Origin of the sequence: Streptomyces sp. NPDC002133, assembly GCF_040296405.1 — a bacterium.
Lineage (GTDB): Bacteria > Actinomycetota > Actinomycetes > Streptomycetales > Streptomycetaceae > Streptomyces.
This window is the reverse complement of the sequence record NZ_JBEOXF010000076.1, coordinates 1-26,232: the sequence shown is the minus strand read 5'-3', so window position 1 is coordinate 26,232 and position 26,232 is coordinate 1. Positions and strand designations below refer to the sequence as shown.

Annotated in this window: 24 protein-coding genes and 2 pseudogenes; 14 read left to right on the top strand and 12 right to left on the bottom strand. The window is 71.8% G+C overall.

Features of this window, described 5'->3' with window-relative positions:
- Window positions 1-173: 173 nt before the first annotated feature.
- Entirely contained in the window at window positions 174-668 is a 495-nt protein-coding gene (locus tag ABT078_RS37965) for a DUF3145 domain-containing protein (protein ID WP_351236187.1), read from the bottom strand.
- 249 nt (window positions 669-917) lie between these two features.
- Between ABT078_RS37965 and ABT078_RS37960 the strand changes: the two genes are divergently transcribed.
- Together ABT078_RS37960 and ABT078_RS37955 are read left to right on the top strand one after the other, a co-directional pair.
- Window positions 918-1,841 carry an SGNH/GDSL hydrolase family protein gene (locus ABT078_RS37960; RefSeq protein ID WP_351236185.1) on the top strand — a complete coding sequence of 308 codons (924 nt, stop codon included), beginning with the start codon at window positions 918-920 and terminating at the stop codon, window positions 1,839-1,841.
- 421 nt (window positions 1,842-2,262) lie between these two features.
- Window positions 2,263-3,456 carry a pyroglutamyl-peptidase I gene (locus ABT078_RS37955; protein WP_351236213.1) on the top strand — a complete coding sequence of 398 codons (1,194 nt, stop codon included), beginning with the start codon at window positions 2,263-2,265 and terminating at the stop codon, window positions 3,454-3,456.
- A gap of 117 nt (window positions 3,457-3,573) precedes the next feature.
- Here ABT078_RS37955 and ABT078_RS37950 read toward each other — a convergent pair.
- Window positions 3,574-3,714 (bottom strand): annotated as a pseudogene (locus ABT078_RS37950) (Imm49 family immunity protein); the annotation flags it as partial.
- Between ABT078_RS37950 and ABT078_RS37945 the strand changes: the two are divergent.
- Window positions 3,683-4,123 (top strand): hypothetical protein, encoded by a 441-nt coding sequence (locus tag ABT078_RS37945; protein ID WP_351236183.1) that lies wholly within the window; start codon window positions 3,683-3,685, stop codon window positions 4,121-4,123. The pseudogene ABT078_RS37950 and the gene ABT078_RS37945 overlap by 32 nt on opposite strands.
- On the opposite strand, the gene ABT078_RS37940 is transcribed toward ABT078_RS37945, so the two are convergent.
- From ABT078_RS37940 to ABT078_RS37930, 3 genes are all read right to left on the bottom strand, one after another.
- Complete coding sequence (locus ABT078_RS37940; protein ID WP_351236181.1) at window positions 4,120-4,962, bottom strand: EI24 domain-containing protein; 843 nt, start codon at window positions 4,960-4,962, stop codon at window positions 4,120-4,122. The two genes, ABT078_RS37945 and ABT078_RS37940, sit on opposite strands and share 4 nt — an antisense overlap.
- A gap of 185 nt (window positions 4,963-5,147) precedes the next feature.
- Entirely contained in the window at window positions 5,148-5,579 is a 432-nt protein-coding gene (locus tag ABT078_RS37935; protein WP_351236179.1) for an organic hydroperoxide resistance protein, read from the bottom strand.
- A 63-nt stretch (window positions 5,580-5,642) separates the two neighbouring features.
- Window positions 5,643-6,668, bottom strand: coding sequence for an NADP-dependent oxidoreductase (locus ABT078_RS37930; protein WP_351236177.1), 1,026 nt, complete (start codon window positions 6,666-6,668; stop codon window positions 5,643-5,645).
- A 91-nt stretch (window positions 6,669-6,759) separates the two neighbouring features.
- Between ABT078_RS37930 and ABT078_RS37925 the strand changes: the two genes are divergently transcribed.
- Window positions 6,760-7,200 carry a MarR family winged helix-turn-helix transcriptional regulator gene (locus tag ABT078_RS37925; protein WP_351236175.1) on the top strand — a complete coding sequence of 147 codons (441 nt, stop codon included), beginning with the start codon at window positions 6,760-6,762 and terminating at the stop codon, window positions 7,198-7,200.
- Window positions 7,201-7,303: 103 nt separating this feature from the next.
- Here the strand turns inward: ABT078_RS37925 and ABT078_RS37920 are convergent, their stop codons facing one another.
- Entirely contained in the window at window positions 7,304-8,011 is a 708-nt protein-coding gene (locus ABT078_RS37920; protein WP_351236173.1) for an SCO2400 family protein, read from the bottom strand.
- Between the two features lie 141 nt (window positions 8,012-8,152).
- Between ABT078_RS37920 and ABT078_RS37915 the strand changes: the two genes are divergently transcribed.
- Window positions 8,153-8,701 (top strand): hypothetical protein, encoded by a 549-nt coding sequence (locus ABT078_RS37915; RefSeq protein WP_351236171.1) that lies wholly within the window; start codon window positions 8,153-8,155, stop codon window positions 8,699-8,701.
- A 504-nt stretch (window positions 8,702-9,205) separates the two neighbouring features.
- Window positions 9,206-10,243: a rod shape-determining protein gene (locus tag ABT078_RS37910; RefSeq protein ID WP_351236169.1), complete on the top strand. Its 1,038-nt coding sequence runs from the start codon at window positions 9,206-9,208 to the stop codon at window positions 10,241-10,243.
- 509 nt (window positions 10,244-10,752) lie between these two features.
- Here ABT078_RS37910 and ABT078_RS37900 read toward each other — a convergent pair.
- Window positions 10,753-11,181 (bottom strand): Lrp/AsnC family transcriptional regulator, encoded by a 429-nt coding sequence (locus tag ABT078_RS37900; RefSeq protein ID WP_351236167.1) that lies wholly within the window; start codon window positions 11,179-11,181, stop codon window positions 10,753-10,755.
- Between the two features lie 70 nt (window positions 11,182-11,251).
- Here ABT078_RS37900 and ABT078_RS37895 point away from each other — a divergent pair, with 70 nt between their 5' ends.
- The 3 genes from ABT078_RS37895 (at window position 11,252) to ABT078_RS37885 (ending at window position 14,489) form a co-directional block, all read left to right on the top strand.
- A complete protein-coding gene (locus tag ABT078_RS37895; RefSeq protein WP_351236165.1) occupies window positions 11,252-11,902 on the top strand; it encodes a LysE family transporter in 651 nt (216 codons plus the stop codon).
- 106 nt (window positions 11,903-12,008) lie between these two features.
- A complete protein-coding gene (gene ctaD, locus ABT078_RS37890; protein WP_502981510.1) occupies window positions 12,009-14,132 on the top strand; it encodes an aa3-type cytochrome oxidase subunit I in 2,124 nt (707 codons plus the stop codon).
- Complete coding sequence (locus tag ABT078_RS37885) at window positions 14,133-14,489, top strand: hypothetical protein (RefSeq protein WP_351236162.1); 357 nt, start codon at window positions 14,133-14,135, stop codon at window positions 14,487-14,489.
- A gap of 63 nt (window positions 14,490-14,552) precedes the next feature.
- On the opposite strand, the gene ABT078_RS37880 is transcribed toward ABT078_RS37885, so the two are convergent.
- Window positions 14,553-15,239, bottom strand: a complete 687-nt coding sequence (locus ABT078_RS37880) for an esterase/lipase family protein (RefSeq protein WP_351236160.1) — start codon at window positions 15,237-15,239, stop codon at window positions 14,553-14,555.
- A 92-nt stretch (window positions 15,240-15,331) separates the two neighbouring features.
- Between ABT078_RS37880 and ABT078_RS37875 the strand changes: the two genes are divergently transcribed.
- From ABT078_RS37875 to ABT078_RS37860, 4 genes are all read left to right on the top strand, one after another.
- Entirely contained in the window at window positions 15,332-16,798 is a 1,467-nt protein-coding gene (locus ABT078_RS37875) for an acyl-CoA synthetase (protein WP_351236158.1), read from the top strand.
- Window positions 16,791-18,452, top strand: coding sequence for a carboxyl transferase domain-containing protein (locus tag ABT078_RS37870; protein WP_351236156.1), 1,662 nt, complete (start codon window positions 16,791-16,793; stop codon window positions 18,450-18,452). The genes ABT078_RS37875 and ABT078_RS37870 overlap by 8 nt, the downstream gene beginning before the upstream one ends.
- A gap of 110 nt (window positions 18,453-18,562) precedes the next feature.
- The gene (locus ABT078_RS37865; RefSeq protein WP_351236209.1) at window positions 18,563-18,814 is read left to right on the top strand and encodes a DUF6400 family protein; all 252 of its coding nucleotides are present in this window, start codon (window positions 18,563-18,565) and stop codon (window positions 18,812-18,814) included.
- Window positions 18,798-19,043, top strand: a complete 246-nt coding sequence (locus ABT078_RS37860) for a hypothetical protein (protein ID WP_351236154.1) — start codon at window positions 18,798-18,800, stop codon at window positions 19,041-19,043. The genes ABT078_RS37865 and ABT078_RS37860 overlap by 17 nt, the downstream gene beginning before the upstream one ends.
- Window positions 19,044-19,142: 99 nt before the next feature.
- On the opposite strand, the gene ABT078_RS37855 is transcribed toward ABT078_RS37860, so the two are convergent.
- The 4 genes from ABT078_RS37855 to ABT078_RS37840 form a co-directional block, all read right to left on the bottom strand.
- Entirely contained in the window at window positions 19,143-22,820 is a 3,678-nt protein-coding gene (locus tag ABT078_RS37855) for a S8 family serine peptidase (protein WP_351236152.1), read from the bottom strand.
- Between the two features lie 165 nt (window positions 22,821-22,985).
- The gene (locus ABT078_RS37850) at window positions 22,986-24,251 is read right to left on the bottom strand and encodes an MFS transporter (protein ID WP_351236150.1); all 1,266 of its coding nucleotides are present in this window, start codon (window positions 24,249-24,251) and stop codon (window positions 22,986-22,988) included.
- A 182-nt stretch (window positions 24,252-24,433) separates the two neighbouring features.
- Complete coding sequence (locus tag ABT078_RS37845; RefSeq protein WP_502981513.1) at window positions 24,434-25,249, bottom strand: phosphate ABC transporter ATP-binding protein; 816 nt, start codon at window positions 25,247-25,249, stop codon at window positions 24,434-24,436.
- Between the two features lie 82 nt (window positions 25,250-25,331).
- Complete coding sequence (locus ABT078_RS37840; RefSeq protein ID WP_351236205.1) at window positions 25,332-26,186, bottom strand: sortase; 855 nt, start codon at window positions 26,184-26,186, stop codon at window positions 25,332-25,334.
- On the opposite strand from ABT078_RS37840, the pseudogene ABT078_RS37835 reads away from it, so the two are divergent.
- Window positions 26,152-26,232 (top strand): annotated as a pseudogene (locus ABT078_RS37835) (cbb3-type cytochrome c oxidase subunit I); the annotation flags it as partial. The gene ABT078_RS37840 and the pseudogene ABT078_RS37835 overlap by 35 nt on opposite strands.

Genomic DNA, 26,232 nt, shown 5'->3' with positions numbered 1-26,232 from the left:
CGAGCGGCACCACCTCCGCGCCGAACGCGATCCCGGACAGCAGAACGGCGGCCGTCGAGGCCGCCGTACCTTCACACATCACATGTCCCACTCTTGGGACACGCCTCCCGCGTGCACTTGAGGCGGGATTCATCGCCCGAAGGCGGATCCCTCCCGAAGGGCGTGAGGCCCCGTCAGACCACCTGGTGGAGCCAGCGGACGGGGGCGCCCTCGCCCGCATAGCGGAAGGGCTCCAGTTCGTCGTCCCAGGGCTTGCCGAGGAGGCGCGAGATCTCCGCCTCGAGCGCCGTCTCTCCCTGCGCCGAGCGGACGAGCGCGGCGCGGAGCCGGTCCTCGGGGATGAGGATGTCGCCGTGGATGCCGGTGACGGCGTGGAAGATGCCGAGCTCGGGGGTGGCGCTGTAGCGCTCGCCCTCGGCGGTCGGGCACGGTTCCGCGGTGACCTCGAAGCGGAGCATCTGCCATCCGCGCAGCGCGGACGCGAGCTTGGAGGCCGTTCCGGGCTCGCCCTGCCAGGAGAACTCGGCTCTCCAGGTGCCCGGCGACGCCGGCTGGCGGATCCAGTCGAGCTGGACCCGCACGCCGAGCACACCCGCAACCGCCCATTCGACGTGCGGGCACAGCGCGCGGGGTGCGGAGTGAACGTACAGAACGCCGCGTGTCGTCACCGGGACCTCCAGTGTGGGACGAGGTTCGCCTTTCCCAGCGGCCTCAGTAAACAGCATCAGGAGTGAAACTCCACAAAACGGACAGCATGTGACGTGATGTAATTTACCGGAGCCGGGGTGGGCCAGGTGCCTCTGGTTCGACGGGGAAAAAGCTACCGTGCGGCGGGGGCCAAGATACGTCGTACCGTGCGTCCGGGGGCCCGTACGCACCAAGCTTTCACCCGCGAGGACGTCTACGGGGAGGGCAGGATGCGTGAAATCCGGCGGAGCGGGCGAACGGGCCTTCGACCGCCTGCTGTCGTCGCCGCCGCATTGACGGCGGCGACACTCGTCGGGCTCGCTGCGCTGACGGGGTGTGAGTCCGGCACACCCACTACGCAGAGTCACCAGCAGAAGAGACCGCGCCCCGCCCCCACGCCGGTCTGGGACCGCAGTCCCTCGTCGGTGGCCGCCGTCGGTGACTCGATCACCCAGGGCTTCGACGCCTGTGACCTGCTGGCCGACTGCCCGGAGGTGTCGTGGGCGACCGGTACCGACACCGAGGTGCGGAGCCTCGCGCAGCGCCTCCTCGGCCCGGCCGCCGCGGCCGGGCGCAGCTGGAACCACGCCAGGACCGGGGCCCGTATGGCGGATCTGCCCGGCCAGATGGCGGCGGCGGCGGCGCGCAGGCCCGGCCTGGTCACGGTGATGGTGGGCGCCAACGACGCCTGCCGGGACTCGCCCGACCTGATGACTCCGGTCGCCGACTTCACGGAGTCGTTCACGGCGGCGATGAGCACCCTGCGACGCACGGCCCCCACTGCACAGGTGTACGTGTCGAGCGTGCCGGACCTGATGCGGCTGTGGTCGACGGGCCGCGGCAGTCCGCTCGGCAGGCAGGTGTGGAAGCTGGGCATCTGCGCCTCGATGCTGGGCGACGCCGAGGACATGGGCGAGGACGCCCGCCTGCGGCGGGCGCGGGTGTACGACCGGGTCGTGGCGTACAACGAGGCGCTGAAGAACGTCTGCGCGAAGGACCTGCGCTGCCGCTACGACGGCGGGGATGTCTTCGACTTCCGTTTCACGGGTGAGCAGTTGTCTCCCTGGGACTGGTTCCATCCGAGCAAGGACGGCCAGGGACGGCTCGCGGAGATCGCCCACCGGAACGTGACGGCCGCGAAGCCGCCTGCCTGACGCCTGGCGGTCCCGCCGGGGCCGCCGGGGCGGGTCAAGCCCCGGGGCGGTTGTCAGGTGCCGCCCCGGGGCCGTCACGGGTGCCTCGGACCCCGGAGTGGCGGTCGGACGGCTGTCGTCGAGGGCGTGGGACGCCTGGACCTCGTACGAGCCGGAGACGAAAGTCCAGCATCCGCCTTCCTCGTCCCAGATCTCGAAGGCGCGCCGAGGCGGCGGGATGTCGACGACCAGTGGCTGCCGGACCCGGAGTCGCCGGCGATGCCGCCGGCGTTCCGGGACTTCCTGAAACTGCTGGAGTCACGCCGGTCCCTCTGTTCACGGCCCAACTCCTTCCCGATACTGGCGGCTTCGGAGTCGTCTGGGGAAGGGATTCGGCGTGCGGCGGACACTGGGAGTGCTGGTCGTGTCGGCGGTGGCCTGCATGATGCTCGGTACGGCGCCGGCGGGCGCCGCGGACGTGCCGGGCGTCGCCACCGTGGAGGAGCAGCGGCTGGACAGGGCCGTACCGCAGGAGATCCTGCGGCGCAGCGGATTCGACGCGGTGGCACCGGAGTTCGCGAGGGCGCTGGAGGCCGCGGACTCGTACGCCGAGGCCCGGCGCGCCGCCGGGCGGCACGGCGCGGGGCTGTGGCGGAGTGCCGTCGAGCGGGCGCAGGGCAGGGGGGTTCTGCGGGGTGATGTGAGCCGGGACGACGACCGGCCGCTCTACTGGGCTCGGCTCGGCATGACCCGGGAACTGCGGCAGTGGCAGCCCGGCTTCGCGCTGTCCGACACCGCGCGGGCCCGGCTGCTCGACCGGCTCGAGCAGACCTCGCGCGGCCAGGACACCATGGACTTCCCGCGTGGCAAGGGCTTCGAGCGGATCGTGCTGACCGGCTTCGACCCCTTCACGCTGGACCGCGACATCCGGATCAGCAACCCGAGCGGGGCGACCGCCCTCGCCCTGGACGGCACCTGGATCCGTACCGCGGACGGGGGCCTGGCCCGGATCGAGACGGCCGTCTTCCCCGTCCGCTGGGCGGACTTCGCGGCGGGCACGGTGGAGCGCACCCTGCGCCGCCGGCTGCCCGAGGCCGACCTGTTCACCACCGTCAGCCAGGGCCGCGTGGGCAGGTTCGACATCGAGCGCACCAACGGCGCCTGGCGCGGCGGCTTCCCGGACAACGAGAACCTGTCGCGCACCGGGACCGTGCCGGTCACCGACCCCGCCTCGCAGCCGCAGTGGACGTCGACGACGCTTCCGTACGCGGCGATCGTCGCAGCGGGCACGGGCCGCTTCCCGGTGTACGACAACACGTCGGTCACCGAGGTACCGGCAGGAGGCACCGACCCGGTGGTGCGCGCCGAGGGCCCGACGCCCGGCTCGACGGCCCGTGCCGGGGGCGGTGGCAACTATCTCTCCAACGAGATCGCCTACCGGGCCACGCTGCTGCGCGACCGCCTCGGACTGCACGACACACTGCCGGGCGGTCATGTCCACACCCCCGTCCTGCAGTTCGGCGCGGGAAACACCGACCCGGCGACGGGCACGGTGACCGACCCCGAATTCGTGCAGAACCGGCTGGACATCATCGCCCAGGTGCGGGCGATCGTGACGGTGGCGGCCGGCAGCTGACACACACCTCCGATGGCGGACGGACGGCAGGACCTGGAGGGGTTCGGCCGCCCGAAGGAGGCGTGGCGGCAGACAGGGCGACGTGACCCGGATGTTCCAGCCCCGGCGGCGGGCGTGGCAGGCCGGCGCCAGGACGTCGAGGCTGATCGCGGCCTCGCAGCTGTCGGCGCGGGCGACGACCCGGTAGTGGTGCCGGTGGGCTTCGAGGGCGTCGAGGAGGGCGAGGTTGAAGCTCTCCTCGACGCCCTCGACCAGTTGCGAGAAGAGTCGGCGGGCGGGGGAGGAAGCCCCAGGTGCTCGCCTTCTCGCCGTCGCGCAGGGCCCGGTCCGTGGTGGGTTCGGGGTCCTCGCCGCGCTGGTGGTCGTGGAGGGCCTGGCGGTAGGAGCCGAAGGCCCAGCCGTCCTCCGCGAGGAGGGCGGGGTCGGTGAGCACGAGCGCGGCGAGGTCCTCGCGGGCGCCGGTGATCAGGGCGAACCTGGCGGTGTGTCAGTGGCCGGGCCCGGCGTGGTCGCCGCGGTGGTCATCCGACCGGCCTTCGACAGGGAGCGGACCAGCGAACCGGTCCTGTTCGTGATCCTCACGAGCCGCCGGAACGGCAGCCTCGCCGACCCGGTGGCGCTCTATCCGCACGGCCCCGCTCCCCGCCACGTCCCGGCCACGGCCTAGGAGCGTGCCTCGTGCTTGCTGAAGCCGTACGGCGACGGCGAGGGGTTCGGGTTCCCGCCCGGGTCCGGGTTCGGTGCCCGGTGCGCGGGCTCCGGCTCACCCTGGGTCGTCGTGAGGTCCCGGACCAGCAGCGTCGCGCCCGCGACCGCGCCCGGCATCAGGAACACGGCGACGAGCGGGAGGAGGAAGGCGAGCGTGAGCGGGACGCCGAAACCGAGGACGAGCATGCGGCGGCCGCGCAGCAGCGCGAGGCGCTCCTTCAGCTCGACGCCGCGCCGCTGCAGCGCGACCGCCGTGAGCTCCTCGGCGAGGAAGAAACCGGAGACGCAGAAGCCGATCGCGGGGATCACGGTCTGCCCGACGACCGGGATGAAGCCGAGCGCGAAGAGCAGTACGCCGTAGAGGGCGACCCGCAGCAGCACCCGGAGGCTGTCCCGGGCCGAGATCCACAGCTCGCGCCAGAGCGGCAGCCCGGACTCGGGGACGTCGCCGCCCTCGGTGCGGTCGACCTGCTCGGAGAGCGACTCGTAGAACGGCTGCCCGACGAGCAGGGTCACGGCGGTGAAGGTGATCACGGCGAGGAACAGGCCGAAGACGAAGACCAGGCCGGTGAGGAAGCCACGGAACAGGCCGAGCCATGGCGAGGACCAGCCGTCGGCGAACGGCGTCGACCAGCCCACCAGGTCGTCGGCGCCGTGGCCGAGCCCGATGAGCGCGCCGGCGTACAGCACCAGGGTGACCAGCCCGGGCAGCAGCCCGAAACCGAACCACCGGCCGTGCCGGCCGACCCATCGCTGGCCCTTCATCAGATAGCCGAAGCCCATCCGGAGATCACGCATACCGCCCACCCTATCGGGGGCCGGAATGCGCCGGTCGGGGACCGTGCGGTTGGGCCACAGGTGACCCCGATGCCCCGCAAGTCCCGCTTGTTGTCATGGAGTTGAACAGGCCGGCCCGCTGAGGGACGGTGTGGACGAGGGCCGCACCCCGGTCGGTCGGGGTGCGGCCCTCCTCGCCTGCGTGATCAGCCGGCTCGGACGGCGAGCTCGACCGTGATGTTGCCGCGGGTGGCCTTGGAGTACGGGCACACCTGGTGGGCCTTCTCGATCAGGTCCCTGGCGGTGGAGGCGTCCACGTTGGGGATGGCCGCGGAGATCTTGACGATGAGGCCGAAGCCCTCGTCGTTCTTGCCGATGCCCACCTCGGCGGTGACCGTCGAGCCGGAGATGTCGGCCTTCTCCTGGCGGGCGACCACACCGAGCGCACCCTGGAAGCAGGCGCTGTAACCGGCGGCGAAGAGCTGCTCCGGGTTCGTACCGGCCCCGGAACCGCCCATCTCCTTCGGCGGGTTGACGACGACGTCGAGCTTGCCGTCGTCGGTGGAGACACGGCCGTCACGACCGTTCTCCGCGGTGGCGACGGCGGTGTACAGGACGTCGGACTGCTGGATCGACATGAAGACGCTTCCTTCTGTGGTTCGCCGCGGCTCGCGCCCACGACCGCGACGGCTGAGCCGAGCCTAGCGGGTGAGGGAAACGATCATCTTCCCGGTGTTCTCACCGCGGAGCATGCCCAGGAACGCGTCCACGCCGTGCTCGATGCCCTCGACCACCGTCTCCGTGTACTTGAGCTCGCCGGAGCGCAGCCAGCCCGCGACCTCCTGGACGAACTGCGGCTGGAGCGCCTCGTGGTCGCGGACCAGCATGCCCTGCAGACGCAGTCGCTTGCCGATGACCAGCGCGAGGTTGCGCGGGGCGGGGGTGGGTTCGGTCGCGTTGTACTGGGAGATCATGCCGCAGATGGTGGCGCGGCCGTGCACGTTGAGCGAGGAGATCGCGGCCTCCAGGTGCTCGCCGCCGACGTTGTCGAAGTAGACGTCGATGCCGTCGGGGGCGGCGGCCTTGAGCTGCTCAGCCACGGGGCCCTTCTTGTAGTTGAAGGCCGCGTCGAAGCCGTACTCCTCGACGAGGAGCTTGACCTTCTCGTCGGAGCCGGCCGAACCGATGACGCGCGAGGCGCCCTTCAGCTTCGCCATCTGCCCGACCTGGTTGCCCACGGCACCGGCGGCACCGGAGACGAAGACCGCGTCACCCTCCTTGAAGGAGGCGACGTCGAAGAGACCGGCGTAGGCGGTGAGCCCGGGCATGCCGAGCACGCCGAGGTACGCGGAGAGCGGGGCGGCGGAGGCGTCGACCTTGGTGGCGTGCCTTGCCTCCACCTCCGCGTACTCGCGCCAGCCGAGGAAGTGCAGGACGTGGTCGCCGACGGCGAAGCCCTCCGCATTCGACGCGACGACCTCGCCGACCGCGCCGCCGTCCATGGGCTGGTCGAGCTGGAACGGCGGTACGTACGACTTCACGTCGTTCATCCGGCCGCGCATGTACGGGTCGACCGAGAAGTGCAGGTTGCGGACGAGGATCCGGCCCTCGCCCGGCTCGGCCACCGGGGCCTCGCGCAGGGCGAAGTCCCCCGGCTCGGGCCAGCCCTGCGGGCGGGCGACCAGGTGCCATTCACGGCCGGAGGAGGGAAGAGCGGACGCGGACATGGGTGCGGGCCTCCTAGAAAAGCTTCATGTTCTGAAACAACCATGCTCCTGAATATTTCATGTTGTCAAGCATCTGGGTATGCTGGTGCGCATGGCCACCACATCTCGCACCGACCCGCTGACCCTCGAGGTCGTCGATCTGATCGGCTCCGTCGTGGCCCGCTACCACGACGAGTACGAGGAGGCCGCGAGCCGCCACGCGCTCACCGGCGCCCAGGCGCGGGTGCTGGGGCTGCTCTCCCTGGAGGCCACGCCCATGCGGCGGATCGCGCAGAAGCTGAAGTGCGAGCCGTCGAACGTGACGGGGATAGTCGACCGGCTCGAGGCGCGCGGCCTCGTCGAGCGCCGCCCGGACCCGGCCGACCGCCGCGTCAAGATCGCTGCGACGACGACCGAGGGCCGCGAGACGGCGCGGCGACTGCGGGATTCCCTGCACTTCGCGCGCGAGCCGCTGGCGGAGCTGTCGGCGGAGGAGCGGACGGTGCTGCGGGATCTGCTGCGGCGGATGCTGGGGGAGCCGCCGGCCGCTTAGGGGCGGCGGCGTACCGGCACTGTCCGGTGGGCCCGGGTGTCCGTCCTCGGATGTTGTTCTGTGTCCTCGGAGGCCGGACGGGTTCATCATCGGCCCCGTGACCTCACGCGCAGAAGAAGATGAACCACCTGCACGTCTCGGACGGCTTCGGCGTCGGTGTGGGGGGCGGCGGGGGCGAGGCCGGGGACGACTGCGTCGGGTTGCCGGGGCCACCCGAACCTGACGGCGAAACGCCACTGCTCGGAGCCGGTCCCGTCGCGGACGAACTCGCGGACGGAGCGGCCGGGGACGACGACGGGGCCGCCGTGGGCCGCGCGCTTCCGCGCCCTGGGGTACCCGTGCTCGGCCGGGCCGTGGCCGAGGACGTGGTGGGCGGCTCGCTCACCTCGCTGGGCCCGCTCGCCGGCTCGTCACTGGTGGTCGGGTCGGGTATCTCGTCGACCGCGAGGGACTCCTCCTCACGGACCTCCACGGACGCACCGTCGTTCCACGCGGACTCCCGCGCGAGTTCGGCCAGACTCAGGGCACCCGCCGCGAGCGCCAGACCGACCGCGCTGATCAGCACCTTGCGCCCACGTTTGCGGCGTCTGCGTGTACCGGAGGCCCGGCGGGCACGCCGCCCCTGGGCGGGCGCGCGGCGACGTCCGGCCGGCGGCGGGTCCTCGTCGTGTGCACCGCCGAGTTCGATGACAACGTCGTTCGTCTGCGCCGCAGCGGGGTTTTGGTGCCGGAGCTCCTCGACGGGAGTACCGCATCCGGCGCACGCCAGAGCTCCGTTGAGGTGGCGGCGGCACTGGTAGCAGTAATCCATGGCGCCCGCAGCGTACGCAGGCTCGGGACAACAGAGATAGCCGGGCCTGTGAAGATCTTGTGCGGAATCACGGATTCCCTGGCGGGGCGACTGGCGTAGGGCTGCGCGTACGGGCTCAGTGGTGCCGGGCAGGATGGGTGCATGAACAGCTTCGGGCCGCTCGACTTCCAGCTCGTCCTGCTCCGCCGGATGGCCGACCACCAGCCGGACCTCGTGGAGGACGCCCGCCACCGACTGGGCGTGTCGATCGCCGACATGAGGGAGGCGAACCGCCGCTGGCAGGCGATGGTCCGCTCCCCCCGCGCCCGGGGCTCCCTCACCCGCTACCGGTCCGTGCTCGGCGCACCCGAGTCCACCACCCGCCGCCGCATCGGCGACCTGGAGTGCGACGCGCACCTGTGGCCCGTACCGCTCTGGCCCGACCTCCGCTTCGAGGTGCTTTCGGCGCCGGGCGGGGCCGTGTGGAACGAATGGCTGGTCCGGGCGCCGGGGGTGGCCGGTCCCGAGCTGCGCACGGAGGACGATCTGCGCCCCTGGTCGTGCACGGTCGACGAGGTGGCCAAAGCCTTCGCCCCCGTACGCCCGATGGAGGGCACGGCCCCGACGCGCTGGCGACTGGCCTTCACACTGCCCGACGGGAAGCCGTGCGTCGCGGAGTTCACCTGGGGGTTGCTGCAGCGGCTGACGTGACGGCGCGGAAGCCCCCGGCCGGGGGTCCGGGGGCAGCCCCCGGGAAGACACAGCCACCTGGGGGTTGCTGCAGCGGCTGACGTGACGGCGCGGAAGCCCCCGCCGGAGGTCCGGGGGTAACCCCCCGGGAAGACACAGCCACCGGGGGGTTGCTGCAACCGACGTGACGGCGCGGCAGAGGCCATCCGGCCAGGGGTCCACGGGTCCGGGGGTAGCCCCCGGGAAGACACAGCCACCCGAGGGCTGCTGCAGCAGCCGATGCGACGGGGACGACCCAGGGGTCATCCGGCCAGGGCCCAAGAGCTCCCCCCGCAGAGACAGCCACGCGAGGGTTGCTCCAGCGGCCGAGGTGACCACCCCCGTGTTCGGGATGCCGGTCGCCGTCGCTGCTGATGTGGCGTCAGGTACGAGCCCCTCCCCCACCCCCCGACCGGCTCAGCCCAGCGCGCGCCGGGCCGCGGGTGATCGCACCATGCGAAGAGAACCGCTCTCGGGAGGAACGGCATGACCGTCAGTCTTGAGCAGTTGCGCCGATGCCAAGTCGCCGTCGACCTGGGCGCCGCGAGGACCCGTGTCTTCGTCAAGGGCGTCGGGCTCGTCGTCGACCAGCCGAGCGTGGCCGCCGTCAACACCCGGAACGGAGCCCTCATCGCCGTCGGCGAGTTCGCCGAGAAGATGACCGGCCGGACGCCCGACTACATCCGGGTCGTACGTCCCGTCAGCGGTGGCACCGTCGTCGACATCGACATGGCCCAGCGGATGCTGCGCCATCTGCTCGGCGAGAAGCTCCGCCGCCAGCTGCGCCGCAAGCCCCGGCTGCGCGCCGCCGCCTGCACCCCGCACGACGCCGATCCGCTCGCGCAGCGCGCCACCGTGGAGACGCTCGTGGGGCTCGGCGCGCGGCGCGTCGAGCTCGTCGACACGCTGATCGCGGCGGCCGTCGGATGCGGGCTGCCGGTGGAGCAGCCGACCGCCACCATGATCATGGTGTGCGGGGCCGCCACCACCCAGATCGCCGTCCTCTCGCTCGGTTCGATCGTCACCGCCGCACGGATCCCCGTCGGCGGTGACGCGGTCGACCACGCCGTCATCCAGCACCTGCGCCACCAGCACGAGCTGATGCTGCCCAGCCAGTCCGTACGCCCCCTCCAGCTCGCCCTCAGCGGCAACGGCCTCACCCCCGACGGGCCCGACGTCACCGAGATCCACGGCCGCGACGTCGCCACCGGGCTCGCCCGTTCGGTGAAGGTCGACACCGCCGCCGTACGCGACGCGATCCACACCCCGCTCACCGCCGTGCTCGACGGCATCGGGAAGATCCTGCGCGAGTGCCCGCCGGACCTGGTCGCCGACCTGGCCGACCTCGGGATCATGATGGTCGGCGGCAGCGCGCTGCTGCCCGGACTCGATCAGATGCTGCGCGACGCGACCGGGATGCCGGTGAACATCGCCGAGCGGCCCGACGTGTGCGCGGTGCTCGGGCTCGGGGAGATGCTGGAGGGCCGTATCCAGGCGATGATCCTCGATCCGCTCACCGCCTGAGGATGCCCCCGGTCGGGCGGAGCGGGCAGGGCTTCGGCGAAGCTGCCCGTGCTGCTGGAGGCGGTGCTGAGCGTCGGCACCGACCTCGAACTGCGCACCATCCTGCAGCACATCGTGAGACTGGGCGGCCAGGCTGATCGGCGCCCGGTACCGGGCGCCCGGTGTCGTCGACCCCGAACGCGGCCGGATCACCGAACTGTTCAGCACCGGACCGACCGACGACGAACGCGAGCGGATCGGACACCTCCCGGGCGGGCGGAGCGGACTCGTCGGCGCGCTGATCCAGGATCCGCGGCCGCCTGCGGCTCGACGGTCTGACGGCCGATCCGCGCTCGTGCGGTGTGCCGGACGGGAACCCCGGGATGCACTCGTTCGTCGGTGTGCCCATCCGGGTGCAGACGGAGGTGTTCGGCAACCTCTACCTCACCGAGAAGCGCTCCGGCACCTTCGCAGCGCCCTTCGGGGTGCCCCGCGTTGGCAGACGCCCGGTGGTCGGGAGCCCCGAACGGCTACCTCGCCGTGCGCAAGGCGATGCGCGTGCTGGACTGGGCGACGCCCGCTTCGCGTTTGAGGCGGCGCAGGAGGGTGTCGAGGGCCGTCGGGTCGGCGGCGCGGGCGCGGACGAGGTAGTCGTGGGCGCCCGTGACATGGACGACCTCCGTGATACCGGGGAAGCGGCGCACCGCGTCCTCGAACTCCTCGTTCGTCGTGTCCAGGCGCAGCGTGATGTCGATGAAGACGACGAGTCCCTCCCGGGCGCCGGCCGCGGCCGGGTCGACCAGCGTCGTGAAGCCGCGGATGACGCCTTCGCGGCGCATCCGCCGCACCCGGTCGGCCGCCGCGTTCGCGCTCAGCCCGACCCGTACACCCAGATCGCGGTACGAGATCCGCGCATCCTCCTGCAGTACACCGAGGATTTCGCTGTCGAGGCGATCCATGCCGCGATTGTCGCAGTACCCGGCCCAAATCGGCCGCGCGGGCCACGGGCACGGTCCGATGGTGTGCGCCATGAGCGAGACATGGACGACGGCGGTCGCCGGCGCGGCCGCCGGCCTTGGCGTGGCGATGCCGCTGGGTGCGGTGGGGGTTCTGCTGATCCAGGAGGGGATGCGCGAGCGCCGCGGCGCCATCGCCGCGGCTGCCGCGGTGGCGGTGGTCGACATGGCGTACGCGGCGGTGGCGACGGCCATCGGCCCGCTGGTCGCGTCCGTGCTCTCGGGGGTCGAGGCGAGGGTGCGACTGGTGTCGGCGGCCGTGCTGATGGTGATCGCGGTCCGGGGGCTGTGGGCTTCACGGTCGGCAGGGTCGGCAGGGTCGGCAGGCAACGAGACCGCTGCGACGGCGGCGGTCGCCGAGGGGGCCGACGGGCCGGTACGGACCTTCACCCGGTTCGCCGCGTTGACCCTGGTGAACCCCACCACCGCCCTGTACTTCGCGGCGCTCACCACCGCCCAGGGCTCCACCCTCAGCGGCGGTACGGCAGGAGTGGTGTTCGTGGCCGGGGTGTTCGCCGCGTCGTTCGTGTGGCAGCAGCTGCTCGTCGCCGCGAGCGGGCTGGCGGGGTCGCGGATCGGCGCGCGGGCGCGGGCCTGGACGTTTCGCGTGGGGTACGGCCTGGTGGCCGTGTATGCGGTGAAGGTCGCCCTGCCGCTCCCGTGAGGCAGGTGAGCCGGTTGCCGTGAGCTGCAGCAGGCCCTCTCTGCTCACCTCTTCTGGGCGTGGAATCCGACCGCGCCGCTCGGGCGACTGCAAGGACCGGCTGGGCATGAGCTCCTTCGAGCAGTCGCCGCTGGTGGTGGTGGTGGTGGCCGAGCCGGTCCGGTGGGGCCGCTCGGGCGGATCCCGACGGGCGCGCTCACCGACCGGCCGGTGCCGACGGGCGGCGACTCCCGCCCGCGCCGCCGGAGCAGATGGCTACGGCGATGAACTGACGAATCGTTCACGCACCGCGGGCGGACCCGGAGAATTCATCGATCTCGACGGAGTATCACCCGAACAGCCGATATCCAGGCGAGGCGTGAGTCGGGGCGTGCGGATAGATTGCCCAGCGGGCATGCATGCGTATCGAGTGAAGCATGGCTGCAAGCCTTGGGGCGGGGTCCGGGAGCCTATTTCTGCGGGAGTTCGTGTGAACGGTGACGTGGGAACCCAGTCCGGCATTCCGCCGGCGGATGCCTATGAGAATGAAGTTCCCTTGCGCCGCCACGCGCCTGGCAATGTGGTGGTGAAGTGGCTGACCACCACCGACCACAAGACCATCGGCACGCTGTATCTGGTCACATCGTTCGGCATGTTCCTGGTCGGCGGTGTCCTGGCGCTTTTCATGCGCGCCGAACTGGCTCGTCCGGGTACACAGATCATGTCGAACGAGCAGTTCAACCAGGCGTTCACGATGCACGGCACGGTCATGCTGCTGATGTTCGCGACGCCGCTGTTCGCCGGGTTCACGAACTGGATCATGCCGCTGCAGATCGGCGCGCCCGACGTGGCGTTCCCGCGGCTGAACATGTTCGCCTACTGGCTGTACCTCTTCGGCTCGCTCATCGCGCTGTCCGGCTTCCTCACCCCGCAGGGTGCAGCCGACTTCGGCTGGTTCGCCTACTCCCCGCTGACGGACGCGGTCCACTCGCCGGGGGTCGGGGGCGATCTGTGGATCATGGGTCTGGCCTTCTCCGGCTTCGGCACGATCCTCGGTGCGGTCAACTTCATCACCACGATCATCTGCATGCGCGCGCCCGGCATGACGATGTTCCGTATGCCGGTCTTCACCTGGACCGTGCTGCTGACCGGTGTGCTGGTCCTGCTCGCCTTCCCCGTGCTGGCGGCGGCCCTGTTCGCCCTGGAGGTCGACCGCAAGTTCGGCGCACACGTCTTCGACTCCGCCAACGGCGGCGCGGTGCTGTGGCAACACCTCTTCTGGTTCTTCGGGCACCCGGAGGTGTACATCATCGCCCTGCCGTTCTTCGGAATCATCTCGGAGGTCATCCCGGTCTTCAGCCGCAAGCCCATCTTCGGTTACATCGGCCTGGTGGCCGCGATCATCGCGATCGCCGGTCTGTCCATCACCGTATGGGCCCACCACATGTTCGTCACCGGCGCGGTGTTGCTGCCGTTCTTCTCCTTCGTGTCCTTCCTGATCGCGGTGCCGACCGGGGTGAAGATCTTCAACTGGGTCGGCACCATGTGGAAGGGCTCGCTGTCCTTCGAGACCCCGCTGCTCTGGACGATCGGCTTCCTTGTTACTTTCACCTTCGGTGGTCTGACCGGTGTCATCCTGGCCTCGCCCCCGATGGACTTCCACGTCTCCGACTCGTACTTCGTCGTCGCGCACTTCCACTACGTCGTCTTCGGCACCGTGGTCTTCGCGATGTTCGCCGGATTCCATTTCTGGTGGCCGAAGTTCACGGGCAAGATGCTGGACGAGCGGCTCGGCAAGATGACCTTCTGGACGCTGTTCCTCGGCTTCCAGGGCACGTTCCTCGTCCAGCACTGGCTGGGTGCCGAGGGTATGCCGCGCCGTTACGCGGACTATCTGGCCGCCGACGGCTTCACCGCGCTGAACACCGTCTCCACGATCAGTTCGTTCCTGCTCGGCCTGTCGGTCCTGCCGTTCCTCTACAACGTCTGGAAGACCGCCAAGTTCGGCAAGAAGGTCGGGGTCGACGACCCGTGGGGCTACGGCCGTTCGCTCGAATGGGCGACGTCCTGCCCGCCGCCGCGGCACAACTTCCTCACCCTGCCGCGGATCCGTTCCGAGTCCCCGGCGTTCGACCTGCACCATCCCGGCCTCGCCGCCATGCAGTACGACCGCCCCGCCGAGGACGGTGAACTGGTCAGGCGGGACCGCGGCGGCTCCGCGGAGCGCGGCGATCAAGACGGGCGGTCGTGAATGAACGGCCCCTCGGGGGATCCGGTCTCGGAGACCGCAGCCGGTATCAACAGGATTGAGGGGTATCTGCTCGTCCAGAGCAGAATTCAGGAAGCCCGGCGCGATGCAGAGAAATTCGCCGATCAAATGTACTGGCTCACCTCCAGCCAGCGACTCGAGATCGTCAACCTCTACACGCAGGACCGAATGGCTGTCACGAAGCGGTCCCTGGAAATGACGGCCGCCCGCGCCCAGGAGTTGCGCCGGGAGTACGCCGCGCGGTACGCCGCGCTCAAGCAGCGTCTGCTGTGCATCTGCGTCGCCACAGTCATCATGAGTCTCGCGCTGGCCTTGGCCATGCTGATCGTCCTCGCATGACCTGCCGTACATGACCTGCCGTCGCCAGGGCCACCGCAGCTTCCACGTCCCCGGTCGGCGCACCTAGGTGCGCAGGAACGCGCGGACGCCCTGCGAGACCGCGTCGTCGCCGAGCAGGGCGTTGTGGTCGAGGCAGCCGTCGGCGTTGTTCGTGGCCCCGGCCAGGGGAACGCTGCTGTCCGGGTTGATCATCTCGTCGCAGGTGGACCACCAGGTCGCGTACTTCACCGCGTCCGGGGTCTCGTCGCCTGACGCGAGGTTCGTCCGGACGTACGAGCCGGGCGTCATGTCGCGGCAGGCCTGGTCCCAGAGGGCGCAGGCCCAGCCGACGGAGGTGCCGTGGTTGGGGCCGCCGAGGGAGACCGAGTGGGCGACGGTCCCGGTGCTGCCGCCGGACTTCACGTACCAGCGGGTCACGAGGCTGCCGAAGGAGTGGGCGACGACATCGACGCGCTCGGCGCCGGTCCGGCGGCGGACCTCCTCGACGTTCGTGGCGAAGCTGCCGGAGAGGGACTCGTTCACGGACCGGTGCGTGTCGTACCCCCAGGAGAAGAGCTCGGCGTCGGTGCAGCCGTCGGCCTTGAGGTCGTCGCGGAGGCTGCCCCAGACGCCGGGGTCGGCGTTGTAGCCGTGGACGAGGACGACGGGGTTGCGCGCGGCGCGGGCCTGGGCGTGCGCCTGGGCCGGGGGGACGAGGAGCGCGACGAGGACGGCGAAGAGCATGATCATTCGTGCGCGTGGTACGGCCACGGCATCCCCCTCGGTGGGTATTCGGGAGAATGGTGGGAACTGCGGGCGAGGACGACCAGCGCCGTGCACGCGTGACGTGAGGAGGACGACTAGTGAGTGCTCTGTTCCCGGCCCTGACCACGGGTGACGAGGGTTCCGGCCGGCCCGCACTGCGCTTCGGCGACCGTGCGCTGGCCTACGGTGAGCTCGCCGCGGCGGCCGGTTCGCTGGCGGGCCGGCTCCCGGAGGCGGGGCGGGTCGCCGTGTGGGCCACGCCGTCGCTGGAGACGGCGGTCGGCGTGGTCGCCGCGCTGCTCGCGGGGGTGCCCGCGGTACCGCTCAACCCGAAGACCGGCGAGCGGGAACTGGCCCACATCGTCGGGGACAGCGCGCCGTCGCTGGTGCTGGCGGGGCCGGAGGACGAACTTCCACCGGTGCTGGGCGGGTTGGAGCGCGTGGACATCCCGGTCACACCGCCGTCCGGGCGGCCCGAGCTGCCTCCCGAGCCGGACCCGGGTGCTCCCGCACTGATCGTCTACACGTCCGGGACGACGGGCCCGCCCAAGGGCGCCGTGCTGCCGCGGCGGGCGATCGCGGCGACGCTGGACGCGCTGGAGGACGCGTGGGCGTGGACCGGTGACGATGTCCTCGTGCAGGCCCTGCCGCTGTTCCATGTGCACGGGCTGATCCTGGGAATCCTCGGGCCACTGCGGCGGGGCGGTTCGGTGCGGCACCTCGGGAGGTTCTCGCCGGAGGGCGTGGCGCGGGAGCTCGGGGCGGGCGGGACGATGCTCTTCGGGGTGCCGACCATGTACCACCGGCTGGCCGAATCGGTGGAGGACGACCCGGAGTTGCGCAAGGCGTTGGCGGGCGCGCGGCTGCTCGTGTCGGGCTCGGCGGCCCTGCCGGTCCACGACCACGAGCGGATCTTCGCGGCGACGGGGCGCCGGGTCGTCGAGCGGTACGGGATGACCGAGACCCTGATGAACACGAGTGTCCGCGTGGACGGCGAGCCGCGCCCGGGGTCCGTCGGTCTGCCGCTGCCGGGCGTCGAGCTGCGGCTCGTCGAGGACGACGGCTCCGAGATCACCGCGTACGACGGTGAGTCGGTCGGCGAGATCCAGGTGCGCGGTCCGAGCCTGTTCACCGCGTACCTGAACCGGCCGGACGCAACGGCGGCGGCCTTCGACGGGGACTGGTTCCGTACGGGGGACATGGCGGTCCGGGACGCGGACGGTCACGTACGGATCGTGGGCCGCAGGGCGACGGACCTGATCAAGAGCGGCGGCTACAAGATCGGCGCCGGAGAGATCGAGAACGTGCTGCTGGAGCATCCCGGGGTGCGGGAGGCGGCGGTGACCGGTGAGCCGGACCCGGATCTGGGCGAGCGGGTGGTGGCGTGGGTGGTGCCGGCGGATCCGGCGAGCCCGCCGGCCGCACGGGAGCTGGCGGAGCATGTGGCCGGGCAACTGGCCCCGCACAAGCGGCCGCGCACGGTCCGCTTCCTCGACGCACTGCCCCGCAACGACATGGGCAAAATAATGAAGCGGGCACTGACCGACGGCCGGGCCGATGTCTGACGGGCTGACCGCGCGTGAGGCGATCGCGCTGGTCGCGGACAGGTTCGAGGAGGCGCGACCCGGAACCGGGGCCGCGCCCGCATCCGCATCCGCATCCGCATCCGCATCCGACGACGGTCCCATCGGCTGGGCCGGTTACGGCGCCTCGCGGGCCAGGGCGGTGGCCCGGACCGGCGAGGAGGAGTCGGTCGTCTGGGGCACCGCGGAGTTCGGCGGGCGGCGTGCCGTGGTCGTCTCCTTCGAGTTCCCCTACATGGGCGGGTCGCTGGGTGAGCGGACCGGGGACCGGCTGGAGGCGGCGTACGCGCACGCGCGCACAGCGCGACTCCCGCTGGTGTCGCTGATCGCGACCGGTGGCAGCCGGATGCAGGAGGGCATGGTCGCCCTCACCCAGCTGCAGCGCGTGGCCCGCGCCCCGGCCCTCCTCCGCGCGGCCGGGCTCCCGCAGATCGCGGTCGTCCGTGACCCCACGACGGGTGGCGGCTGGGCCACGCTCGGCGCGGGCGCGGACGTGATCCTCGCCCTGCCCGGGGCCCAGATCGGCTTCGCGGGCTCCCGGGTGCGCCCGCCGGACGCCGACCCGTCCGCGTACACGGCGGAGGGCCAGCTGGCCGCCGGGCAGATCGACGCGATCGTCCGCCCGGAGGAGCTGCGCCCGACGCTGGCGCTGTGGCTGATCCTGCTGACCGGCGGGTCGCGGCCACCGGAACCAGTCGCCGGACAGCCTTCCGGGCCGGGCTCCCCCGCCGCGACCGCGGGCGGCCGGGCTGCCACGACGGCGGGCGGCCCGGCTGCCACGACGGCTGCCGGCAGCGGCGAAGCCGGACGCGGGACGCCCCCTCCGGACCGGGCGTCCCCCACGGGAGACGCGGCGGGCTCGAAGACAGCGGCGGAGCCGCAGGCCGGTGCACGCCCGCCCGTGGGCGTCGGAGCGCCGACCTCGCACGGGCCCTCCGGTGCCGTCGCGGCCGGCGCGGAGGAAGTCCACCGCGGTGGCCCGCCCGTCCCCCCGCCCGCCGCGCTCGGCGACACGACGGTCGCGCCCACCGGCTGGGCAGCGGTCCAGCAGGCACGGTCGGCCCGGCGCCCGCGGGCCGGGGCGTATCTCGACGCGTACTTCGACGAGCGCCTCGCGGTCCGGGGCGACTGCCGTGGCGGCACGGGCGCCGGGATGCTGTGCGGCTTCGGGCTGCAGGGCGGACGGTCGGTCGCGTACGCCGCGCAGACGGGGACCGCGACACGGCCCGCCGGGTACCGCGCGGCCGCCCGGCTGATCCGGCTCGCGGACCGGCTGGGCATTCCCGTGCTGACGCTCGTGGACACGCCCGGCGCCGCCAATGACGCCGAGGCGGAGCGGGACGGCGCGGGCGCGGCCATCGCCGAGGTGTTCGCGGCGATAGCCGAGGCGCGGGTCCCGGTGACGACGCTGGTGATCGGCGAGGGCGGGTCGGGCGGCGCCCTGGCACTGGCCGCTCCGGGCCGCACCTGGGCCACGCCTGACAGCTACTTCTCCGTCATCGCCCCGGAGCTCGCCGCGGCCATCCTCAAGCGCGCCCCGTCCGACGCTCCCGCGACCGCGGACCAGCTGCGGCTGCGGCCGCAGGACCTGGTGGAGCTCGGCGTCGTACGCGGAATCGTGACAAGTCAGGAGTAAAGAGACAAAGCTCTCATGAAGTGCGTCACAGCCGAACCATGACGCTTCACTCTCGTCCCGGCCCTCTGATACACGTGGCAGAGCCCTACCGCACCACGGGAAGTCTCGCCATGGACCAGGACAGCGCCCCCGGCCACATACCCTTCACGATCGACCTGACCTTCGAGGAGGCCAGGCGACGCGCCGAGGTCGTGGCCGCGCTCGGTCCCGACTGGGACCCGATCGCCGCGCTGCAGGGTGAGGACGAGGCCTACGCACTCCTGTACTCCGGCCTCGACGCCGAGCAGCAGCGCACGTACGACATGCTCGTGGCCGCCGGTGTCCTGCCCGGAGGGGAGCCCGGCCGTGCGGCTGCCCATTGATCCGCAGGCGGACATCGCCCGCCGCGCCTGGGTGCCCTGCCCCCACTGCGACGACGCGAAGGACTGCGCCGCCTGCACCGACGGGCGCAACTGCCGGGAGCACTGGCGGTACCTGATCTCCAACAAGGGGGCGGTCGTCCACCTCCAGTGCCCGGGCTGCACCCATACGTGGTCGCTCGACACCCGGCGTCGCACAGGCCCCCCGGCGGGCGACGCACCCACCTGCTGAACGGCCCGGCCCAGCGCCGAACCCCCGTACAACGCCGAACGGCCCGGTACGGCGCCGCTTCGCCGTACCGGGCCTCTGCTCCGGGGATCGGTCAGCGTGTCACTTCACGCCGACCGCCCGGATGATCTCCTGCTTCACCGAGCCGCCCCGGTCGTCGGTCGCCGAGGCACGAAGGGAGAGGTGGTCGGCGCTCTTCGGCACCCACAGCGAGGCCTCCCACGCGGCGGACTTGCCGCGTACGCCGTCGAGCCGGACCTTCGACCACGTCCTCCCGTCGTCGTACGACACCTCCAGCGCGGCGCCGGTGATCGTGCCGGTGCCGACGGCGCCCTTCACGTACTCGGAGAAGATCCCGACGTCGAGCTTCTTCCCCGCCCGCACATTGCCGTTGAGGTCGGTGTCGACGTCGAAGCCGAGGTTCAGCAGCGGCAGGAAGGTCCACCGGTCGTCCGGGGTCTCCTTGGACCGGAAGGTCCACTCGGAGTGGCCGCGGGTGGAAAGCACCCACCGCTCCGGATCCATCGTCGTGTCCGTGACGACCCTGAACTCCTGCTCGGTCGGCTTGACGTTCCGGGCGTACGCGCCCGAGCTCATCTTGCGGTCGACCCGCACGCCGTCCACGTACACCTCGGTGAACTGGGTCATCGAGTCGTCGCTCCACACGTCGCCGAAGCCGGTGTGGTCCGGGCCCGAGTCGCCCCAGCCGGGCGTGTTGAACTGCAGGTTGTTGCCGGCGCGCTCCTGACCCCAGCCGAGTCCGGTGCCGAGCCACGGATGCCAGACCGGCTTGAACCAGTTGAGCGTCGAGCGGGTGCCGCCCTTGTAGACGGGTGTGCCGCTGCGCTGCTCGACGGCGCCCGGGCCGTTGGTGACGGACTCGTGCCAGCGCTGTCCGGGGCCGGTGCTGACGTAGTCCGTGCGCTCCACCGGGAACGCGACCTTCTCCTGGAAGCCGAAGCCGATCGGGAAGGTGTCGGTGATCGAGTAGCGGAAGTCGCTGCCGTCCGCGGCCTTCGTGGCGTGGAACCTGGTGTTCAGTACGGCCAGATCACGCTCGCCGGGCCGGTAGGTGAGGTCCCGGTCCGGCACCGCGCCCCGGTGGCCCTCGGAGAGGTCGTACACGTACGGCGTGTACCGGGTACCGGTCAGCTCCACCCGCTCGTGCCGGGCGGCCGCGGCGATCAGCCGTGCCCCGTCGGCGGAGTTGACGGTCACGACGTGCAGCGGACGGTCCTCGTACTCGGCCGTGCCGAACCAGGCCATCAGCCGGCCGGGCGCGTCATCGGTGACGAACAGCGCCTTGGCGCCCGCGTCCTGCGCGTTCTGGGCGAGTTGTGCCGGGGTGACCGCGCCGGTGTGGCGGACGACGACGGCCTTGCCCCGCACGTCCTTGCCCTCGTAGGCGGCGGCGTCGCCGGTGCCCGCGTCCACGATGCCGAGGCGCAGCTCGCCGTCGAGGGGGGTCGTGCCGGCCTGCACCCTGGTGTCGCTGATCCGCTTGCCGCCGGCCTCGGCCTCCAGCATCGGCTTGCCGAGGCGCCAGACGGTCCGGTACTCGAAGGTGCCGGTGGCCGGCCTGCGGGTGGGTGCCGCAAAGACCGAGTCGTACTTGGGCGGCACCTGCACGGCCCCGCCGTAGTGGGATCCGTTCGCCTTCCGGTCGAACTCCATCAGCAACTGGCGGGTCTCGCTGCGCCTGTCCACGTCGGCGCGGAGCTCGCGCAGCTTCCGGCCGTCGAGGGTGATCTCGCGGTCCCGGTCGAGGGTGATCTCCGGCTCGGTGAGGAAGCCGAGGCCGAGGGAGTCCTTGCCCTTGCTGCCGCGTACGTCGAGGAAGGTGTCGACCGTGTACGTGCCCGGCCTCAGGCGCAGCTCCAGCGTGCCGGACTCGCCGGCCCTCTCGGGGAACGGGTCCTCGCCCTCGGCGAGCTTCTGCACGCCCAGGTAGGCGGCCGTCGGTGCGCCGTCGCGGTCCTTCACGTGAACCGTGAGGGTGTACCGCTCCTCCTCCTTGACCAGGCCGAGGGCGGTGCGGGCGACGACCGTGCCGTCGGCGGCGGCGGTGATCCGGCCGCCGTTGGTGCCGACATCGGCCTTGGCGCCGTCACCGGTCACCGTCGTCTGCGCGGTGCCGTGCGCGGGCACGGTGAGCGTGGAGTCGGCGAGCGTGGCGACACCCGTCGGGGCGCCCTCGACGGCGAGCGTCAGCGTGACGGGCGCGTCGGTGTGGTTGGTGTACGTCACGGTCCTGGTGACCGGCCTTTCGGCCTCGTACGGCCAGCTGTAGAAGCCGAGGTCGGCGCTGCCGGTCGCGGTGATGCGGGCGCGGGTCGCGGCCGGTACGTCGACGCGGCCGGCGCCGAGCACGTACGGGCTCGCGTCGAGCGGCTTCGACGACGACATCAGCGCGTCCTTGAGCTGCGCTCCGGTCCAGTCGGGGTGCTCCTCGGCCAGCAGCGCGGCAACACCGGCGACGTGCGGGGTGGCCATCGACGTACCGCTCATCGAGGTGTACAGGCCGCTGCCGGAGGAGAGCTGGGAACGCGCGGCGAGGATGTCCACGCCCGGCGCGGAAAGGTCGGGCTTGAGGGCGTGGTCGCCGTAGCGCGGGCCCTGGCTGGTGAAGTAGGCGGCCTCGTCGGCCGAGTCGACGGCGCCGATAGTCAGCGCGGAGTCGGCGGTGCCGGGCGAGCCGAGGCTGCCGGGGGCGCCGGCGTTGCCCGCGGCGATGACGAAGAGGGCGCCGGTCTGGGCGCTGAGGGTGTTGACGGCCTCGGCCATCGGGTCGGTGCCGTCGCTCAGCTCCCGCGAACCGAGGCTCATCGACACGACCTTGGCGTCGATGTCCTTGGCGGCCCACTCCATGCCGGCGATGATCTGCGACTCGCTGCCGTTGCCCTCGTTGTCGAGGACCTTGCCCACGGCGAGGTCGGCACCGGGCGCGACGCCCTTCTCCTTGCCGTCGGAGCCCGCGCCGCTGCCGCCGACCGTGGAGGCGACATGGGTGCCGTGGCCGTGGCGGTCCGCGACTTCCTGGCCCTCGATGAAGCTCTTCGACTCGCCGACGCGTCCGGCGAGATCGGGGTGGCCCGCGTCGACTCCCGTGTCGAGGACGGCGACCTTGACCCCCTTGCCGGTGAGTCCGGCCTCCCAGGCGTCGGGGGTGCCGATCTGGGCGTTGGACTCGACCATGTCGGCCTCGACGCGGCCGTCGAGCCAGATCTTCTCGATGCCGCCGGAGAAGGCACGGCGGGTGGTGGCCACCGTGTCCCAGAGGATCCCCGGCTCGGCCTTCATCGCCACGCCGCCGATGCTGGGGAGGGACCGTACGGTGTCCCCGCCGCGCGGGGTCGCGGCGCGGCTGCCCTTGGCGTACGTGACGATCAGCGGGACCGGTCCGCCTTCGGCGAGGCCCTGCTCGATGAGCCCGGTGACGTCGAACAGCCGCTTGTCCAGGACCCCGGCGTCGAGGTAGGGCCGGGCCTCGTCGGGTACGACGGTGACCCGGCCGTCCGATATCTCGCTGCGCACGGCGCCGGCGGCGTCCTTGGGACGCTCGACGGCCACGGCTTTGCGGCCGCCGCCCAGATCGGTGACGGTGACCTTGTCACCGGTGATGAGGGTGACGGTGTGGCGGGGAGCCGCATCCGCGGGCGTGACACCGCCCTTGGGGCTCTCGGGGGTCTGGGCGGCGAGGGCCTGTCCGGCCGGGAGCAGTACGAGCGAGAGCCCGGCCGCCAGCAGCCGGGCCCTCCTTCTCGCGGGCGCTCTGGTCATGAGTGTCTCTCCTCGTACACCCGGTGAAAGGGGTGGCTCCGGGCGTTGCGAAGAGTGTGGGGTGAACCGAAGTCGCTTGGGGCGGCCTGATGTTGGCGGTTTCGTGCCACGGCGGATACCTGCCAGTCGCCCTCGGCTTCCCGGCGTGTGCTGCCGCGTCTGCTCCTACGGCGTCGGCGTGCGGGCGTCGTACCGTACGAAACCGGGTGCGCGCAGGGTGAGCAGACCGATCGCCAGCACGCATGCGAGCCCGCCGCCCGTGACGGCGACCGCGGGGGACGTGAGGCCCGCGACGGACCCGGCGAGGAAGTCCCCGAGGCGCGGCCCGCCCGCGACGACGACGATGAACACGCCCTGAAGGCGCCCGCGCATCTCGTCGGGCGCCGCCGCCTGGAGCATGGTGTTCCGGAACACCATGGACACGGTGTCCGCACAGCCCGCGAGGGCGAGGAAGAACAGCCCGAGCCAGAGGTTCCTGGTCAGCCCGAACACGGCGATCGCCGTACCCCAGGCTGCGACGGCGAGCAGGATGGCCGCCCCGTGCCGCCGGATCCGCCCCAGCCAGCCGGAGAACACCCCGCCCATGAGGGCCCCGACGGCGGGTGCGGCGACGAGGAGCCCGGTGGTGCGGGCGTCACCGCCGTACCAGAGCACGGCGATGGCGGGGAACAGTGCCCGGGGGTGCGCAAGGATCATCGCGCAGAAGTCGGAGAAGAACGTCATGCGGATGTTCGGGCGGGTGGCGAGGAAGCGCAGCCCGTCGAGGACCGACGCCCGCTTCGCCGCCGTGCGGTCGCGGTCGGGCAGCATGGCGGGCAGCCGCCACATGGCGTAGAGGGAGGCGCCGAAGGCGACGGCGTCGACCAGGTACGCGATCTGATAGCCCCCGTATCCGACGATCAGCCCTCCGAGCATCGGCCCGATCAGCATCCCCGAGGTCGTCGTCATGGAGTTGAGCGCGTTGGCCGCGGGCAACTGCTCGGGTGGCAGCAGCCGCGGGATCATCGAGGATCGCGCAGGCGAGTTGAGCGCGGCGCACACGGCTTGGAGCGCGACGACGCCGTACAGGAGCCAGACGTGGTGGAACCCCGCGAACGCGGCGCACGCGAGCCCGGCCGACAGCACCGCGGACCCGATCGCACTGTACAACCCGAGCTTGCGCCGGTCGACGGTGTCGGCGACGGCGCCGCCGTACAGCCCGAAGACGATCAGGGGGACGAGGGAGAAGAGCCCGACGAGGCCGACGGAGAAGCTGGACCGGGTGATGTCGTACACCTGGAGGGAGATCGCCAGGGCGGTCATGCCCTGCCCGATCCATGAAACGGTGTTCCCGAACCACAGCCGCCGGTAGTGCACGGAGGTCCGCAGCGGGGTGAGATCGGCGAGGATGCGGCTGCGGCGCTCGGGGGTGGGGGTGTCGGTGGTGGTCATGCGACGACGACCGCGGGGCGGGGGCGGTGAGCTATGGGCGGCATGGGGGAAGTATAGGGACGCATGAGCAAGGGCCCCTTACCGCACTGGGTGCGCGCGCGAGGGCGCCTGCGGCGGGCCCACCGGACGGTCCGGGGCCCCGGGGCCGGGCTCGGGGAAGAGGCCCGCCGCAGGTGGCGCCCCTACCCGAAGCGGCCCTCGACGTAGTCGGCCGTGCGCGGGTCCGAGGGGGTGCCGAACATGGCCGACGTGGGGCCGTGTTCGACGATCGCCCCCGGGGTGCCCTGCTCCGCGAGGAAGAACGCGCACTGGTCGGAGACCCGCGCCGCCTGCTGCATGTTGTGCGTGACGATCACGATCGTCACCTCGTGCGCCAGTTCCCGGATCGTCTCCTCGATACGGCGCGTGGACGTGGGGTCCAGCGCCGAGCACGGCTCGTCCATCAGCAGCACCTTGGGCCGCACCGCCAGGGACCGGGCGATGCACAGGCGCTGCTGCTGGCCTCCGGAGAGCGCCCCGCCGGGCTGGCGCAGGCGGGTGCGGACCTCCTTCCACAGACCCGCCTTGGTCAGGCACTCCTCGACGAGGTCGTCCTTGGCCGCGCCGCCCATGCGGATGCCGGTGAGCTTCAGGCCCGCGGTGACGTTGTCGTAGATGGACATCGCCGGGAACGGGTTGGGCTTCTGGAAGACCATGCCGACCTGGCGCCGGGCTTCCGTCAGCCGCTGCCCCGCCTCGTAGATGTCCTGCCCGTCGATCATCACCTCGCCCGCCAGCGAGGCGGACGGGACGAGCTCGTGCATGCGGTTGAGGATGCGCAGGAAGGTCGACTTGCCGCAGCCGGACGGGCCGATGAGCGCCGTGACCAAGCTCGCCGGCATGGTCAGCGACACGCGGTCGAGGACTTTGTGGTCGCCGAACCAGGCCGAGATCCGCCGGGCGTCGAGGGTGGCCCCGGTGCCACCGGTGCTCCGGGCCCCGTCGGGGTGCGTCGGCAGCGGGAGGGTGGTCTCGGTCCGCGTGCTCTGTTGGGTCACGGCATGTCCTCACTCATGAAAGTCCGGCAGAACTCGGTCACGGTCACAGCAGGTTGGGGAGGAGCAGGACCGCCTGGTCGGCGACGGCGAGGCCGAGTGCGCCGAGCAGGGGTACCCCGACCACCCAGGTGTGCGGCCGCCCCCAGCGGGCGTGTGCCCAGGCCAGGCCCGCGGCCGCAAGCACGAGGCACTGCCCCCACAGCACCAGCGGCAGCCAGGCCGCCTGCTGTGTGGCCATCGCCGTCTCGTCCTCCGGCAGGGCGCCCGGCGGGAGAGCCGGCGCCGGTGTGGGCTGGACGTCGGAGACCAGGTCGGCGTCGAGCCGCAGGATGCCGCGGGGCATGAACGGGGTGCCGTCGGCCGTGATGAGGGTGAGCCGGCCGCCGCCCTCGGCGGGCGCGGGCGGCTGCGGGTCACCGGCCCGGCGCGGGCCGATGACCCGGTACGTGTGCTTGCCCTGGCCCGTGGTCACGGTGAATCTGTCCCCCGTGCTGAGTTCGCCGAGCCGGCCGAACGGCCCACCGTAGGCGGCCTGCCGGCCCATGACGACGCTGACTCCGGCCTGGCCGGGCAGGGGCGTGTCCCGGCGGTGGCCGGGCCCCCGTCCCAGGTCCTCCGCCGTGGTGCCCTCGCCGACGACTTCGCGCAGGCCGAGCGCGGGTATCTCCAGCAGCGCCACCGGATCCCCGGGCGCGGCCGCCGTGCCGCCGCCCTCGGAACGGCCGACCGGGGCCGTCCCGTTGGCCAGGGCGTTGCGGAAGTCCGCGTAGTCGACCTGCTGGTCGCGCGCGTGGCGCAGCTGGCCGACGAGACCGGCGTCGACGACGAACCCGAGCAGCAGCGCGGCCAGGATGCTCAGCGCCGTCTTCTGGTTCTTCGGGCACCCAGAGGTGTACATCATCGCCCTGCCGTTCTTCGGAATCGTCTCGGAGGTCATCCCGGTC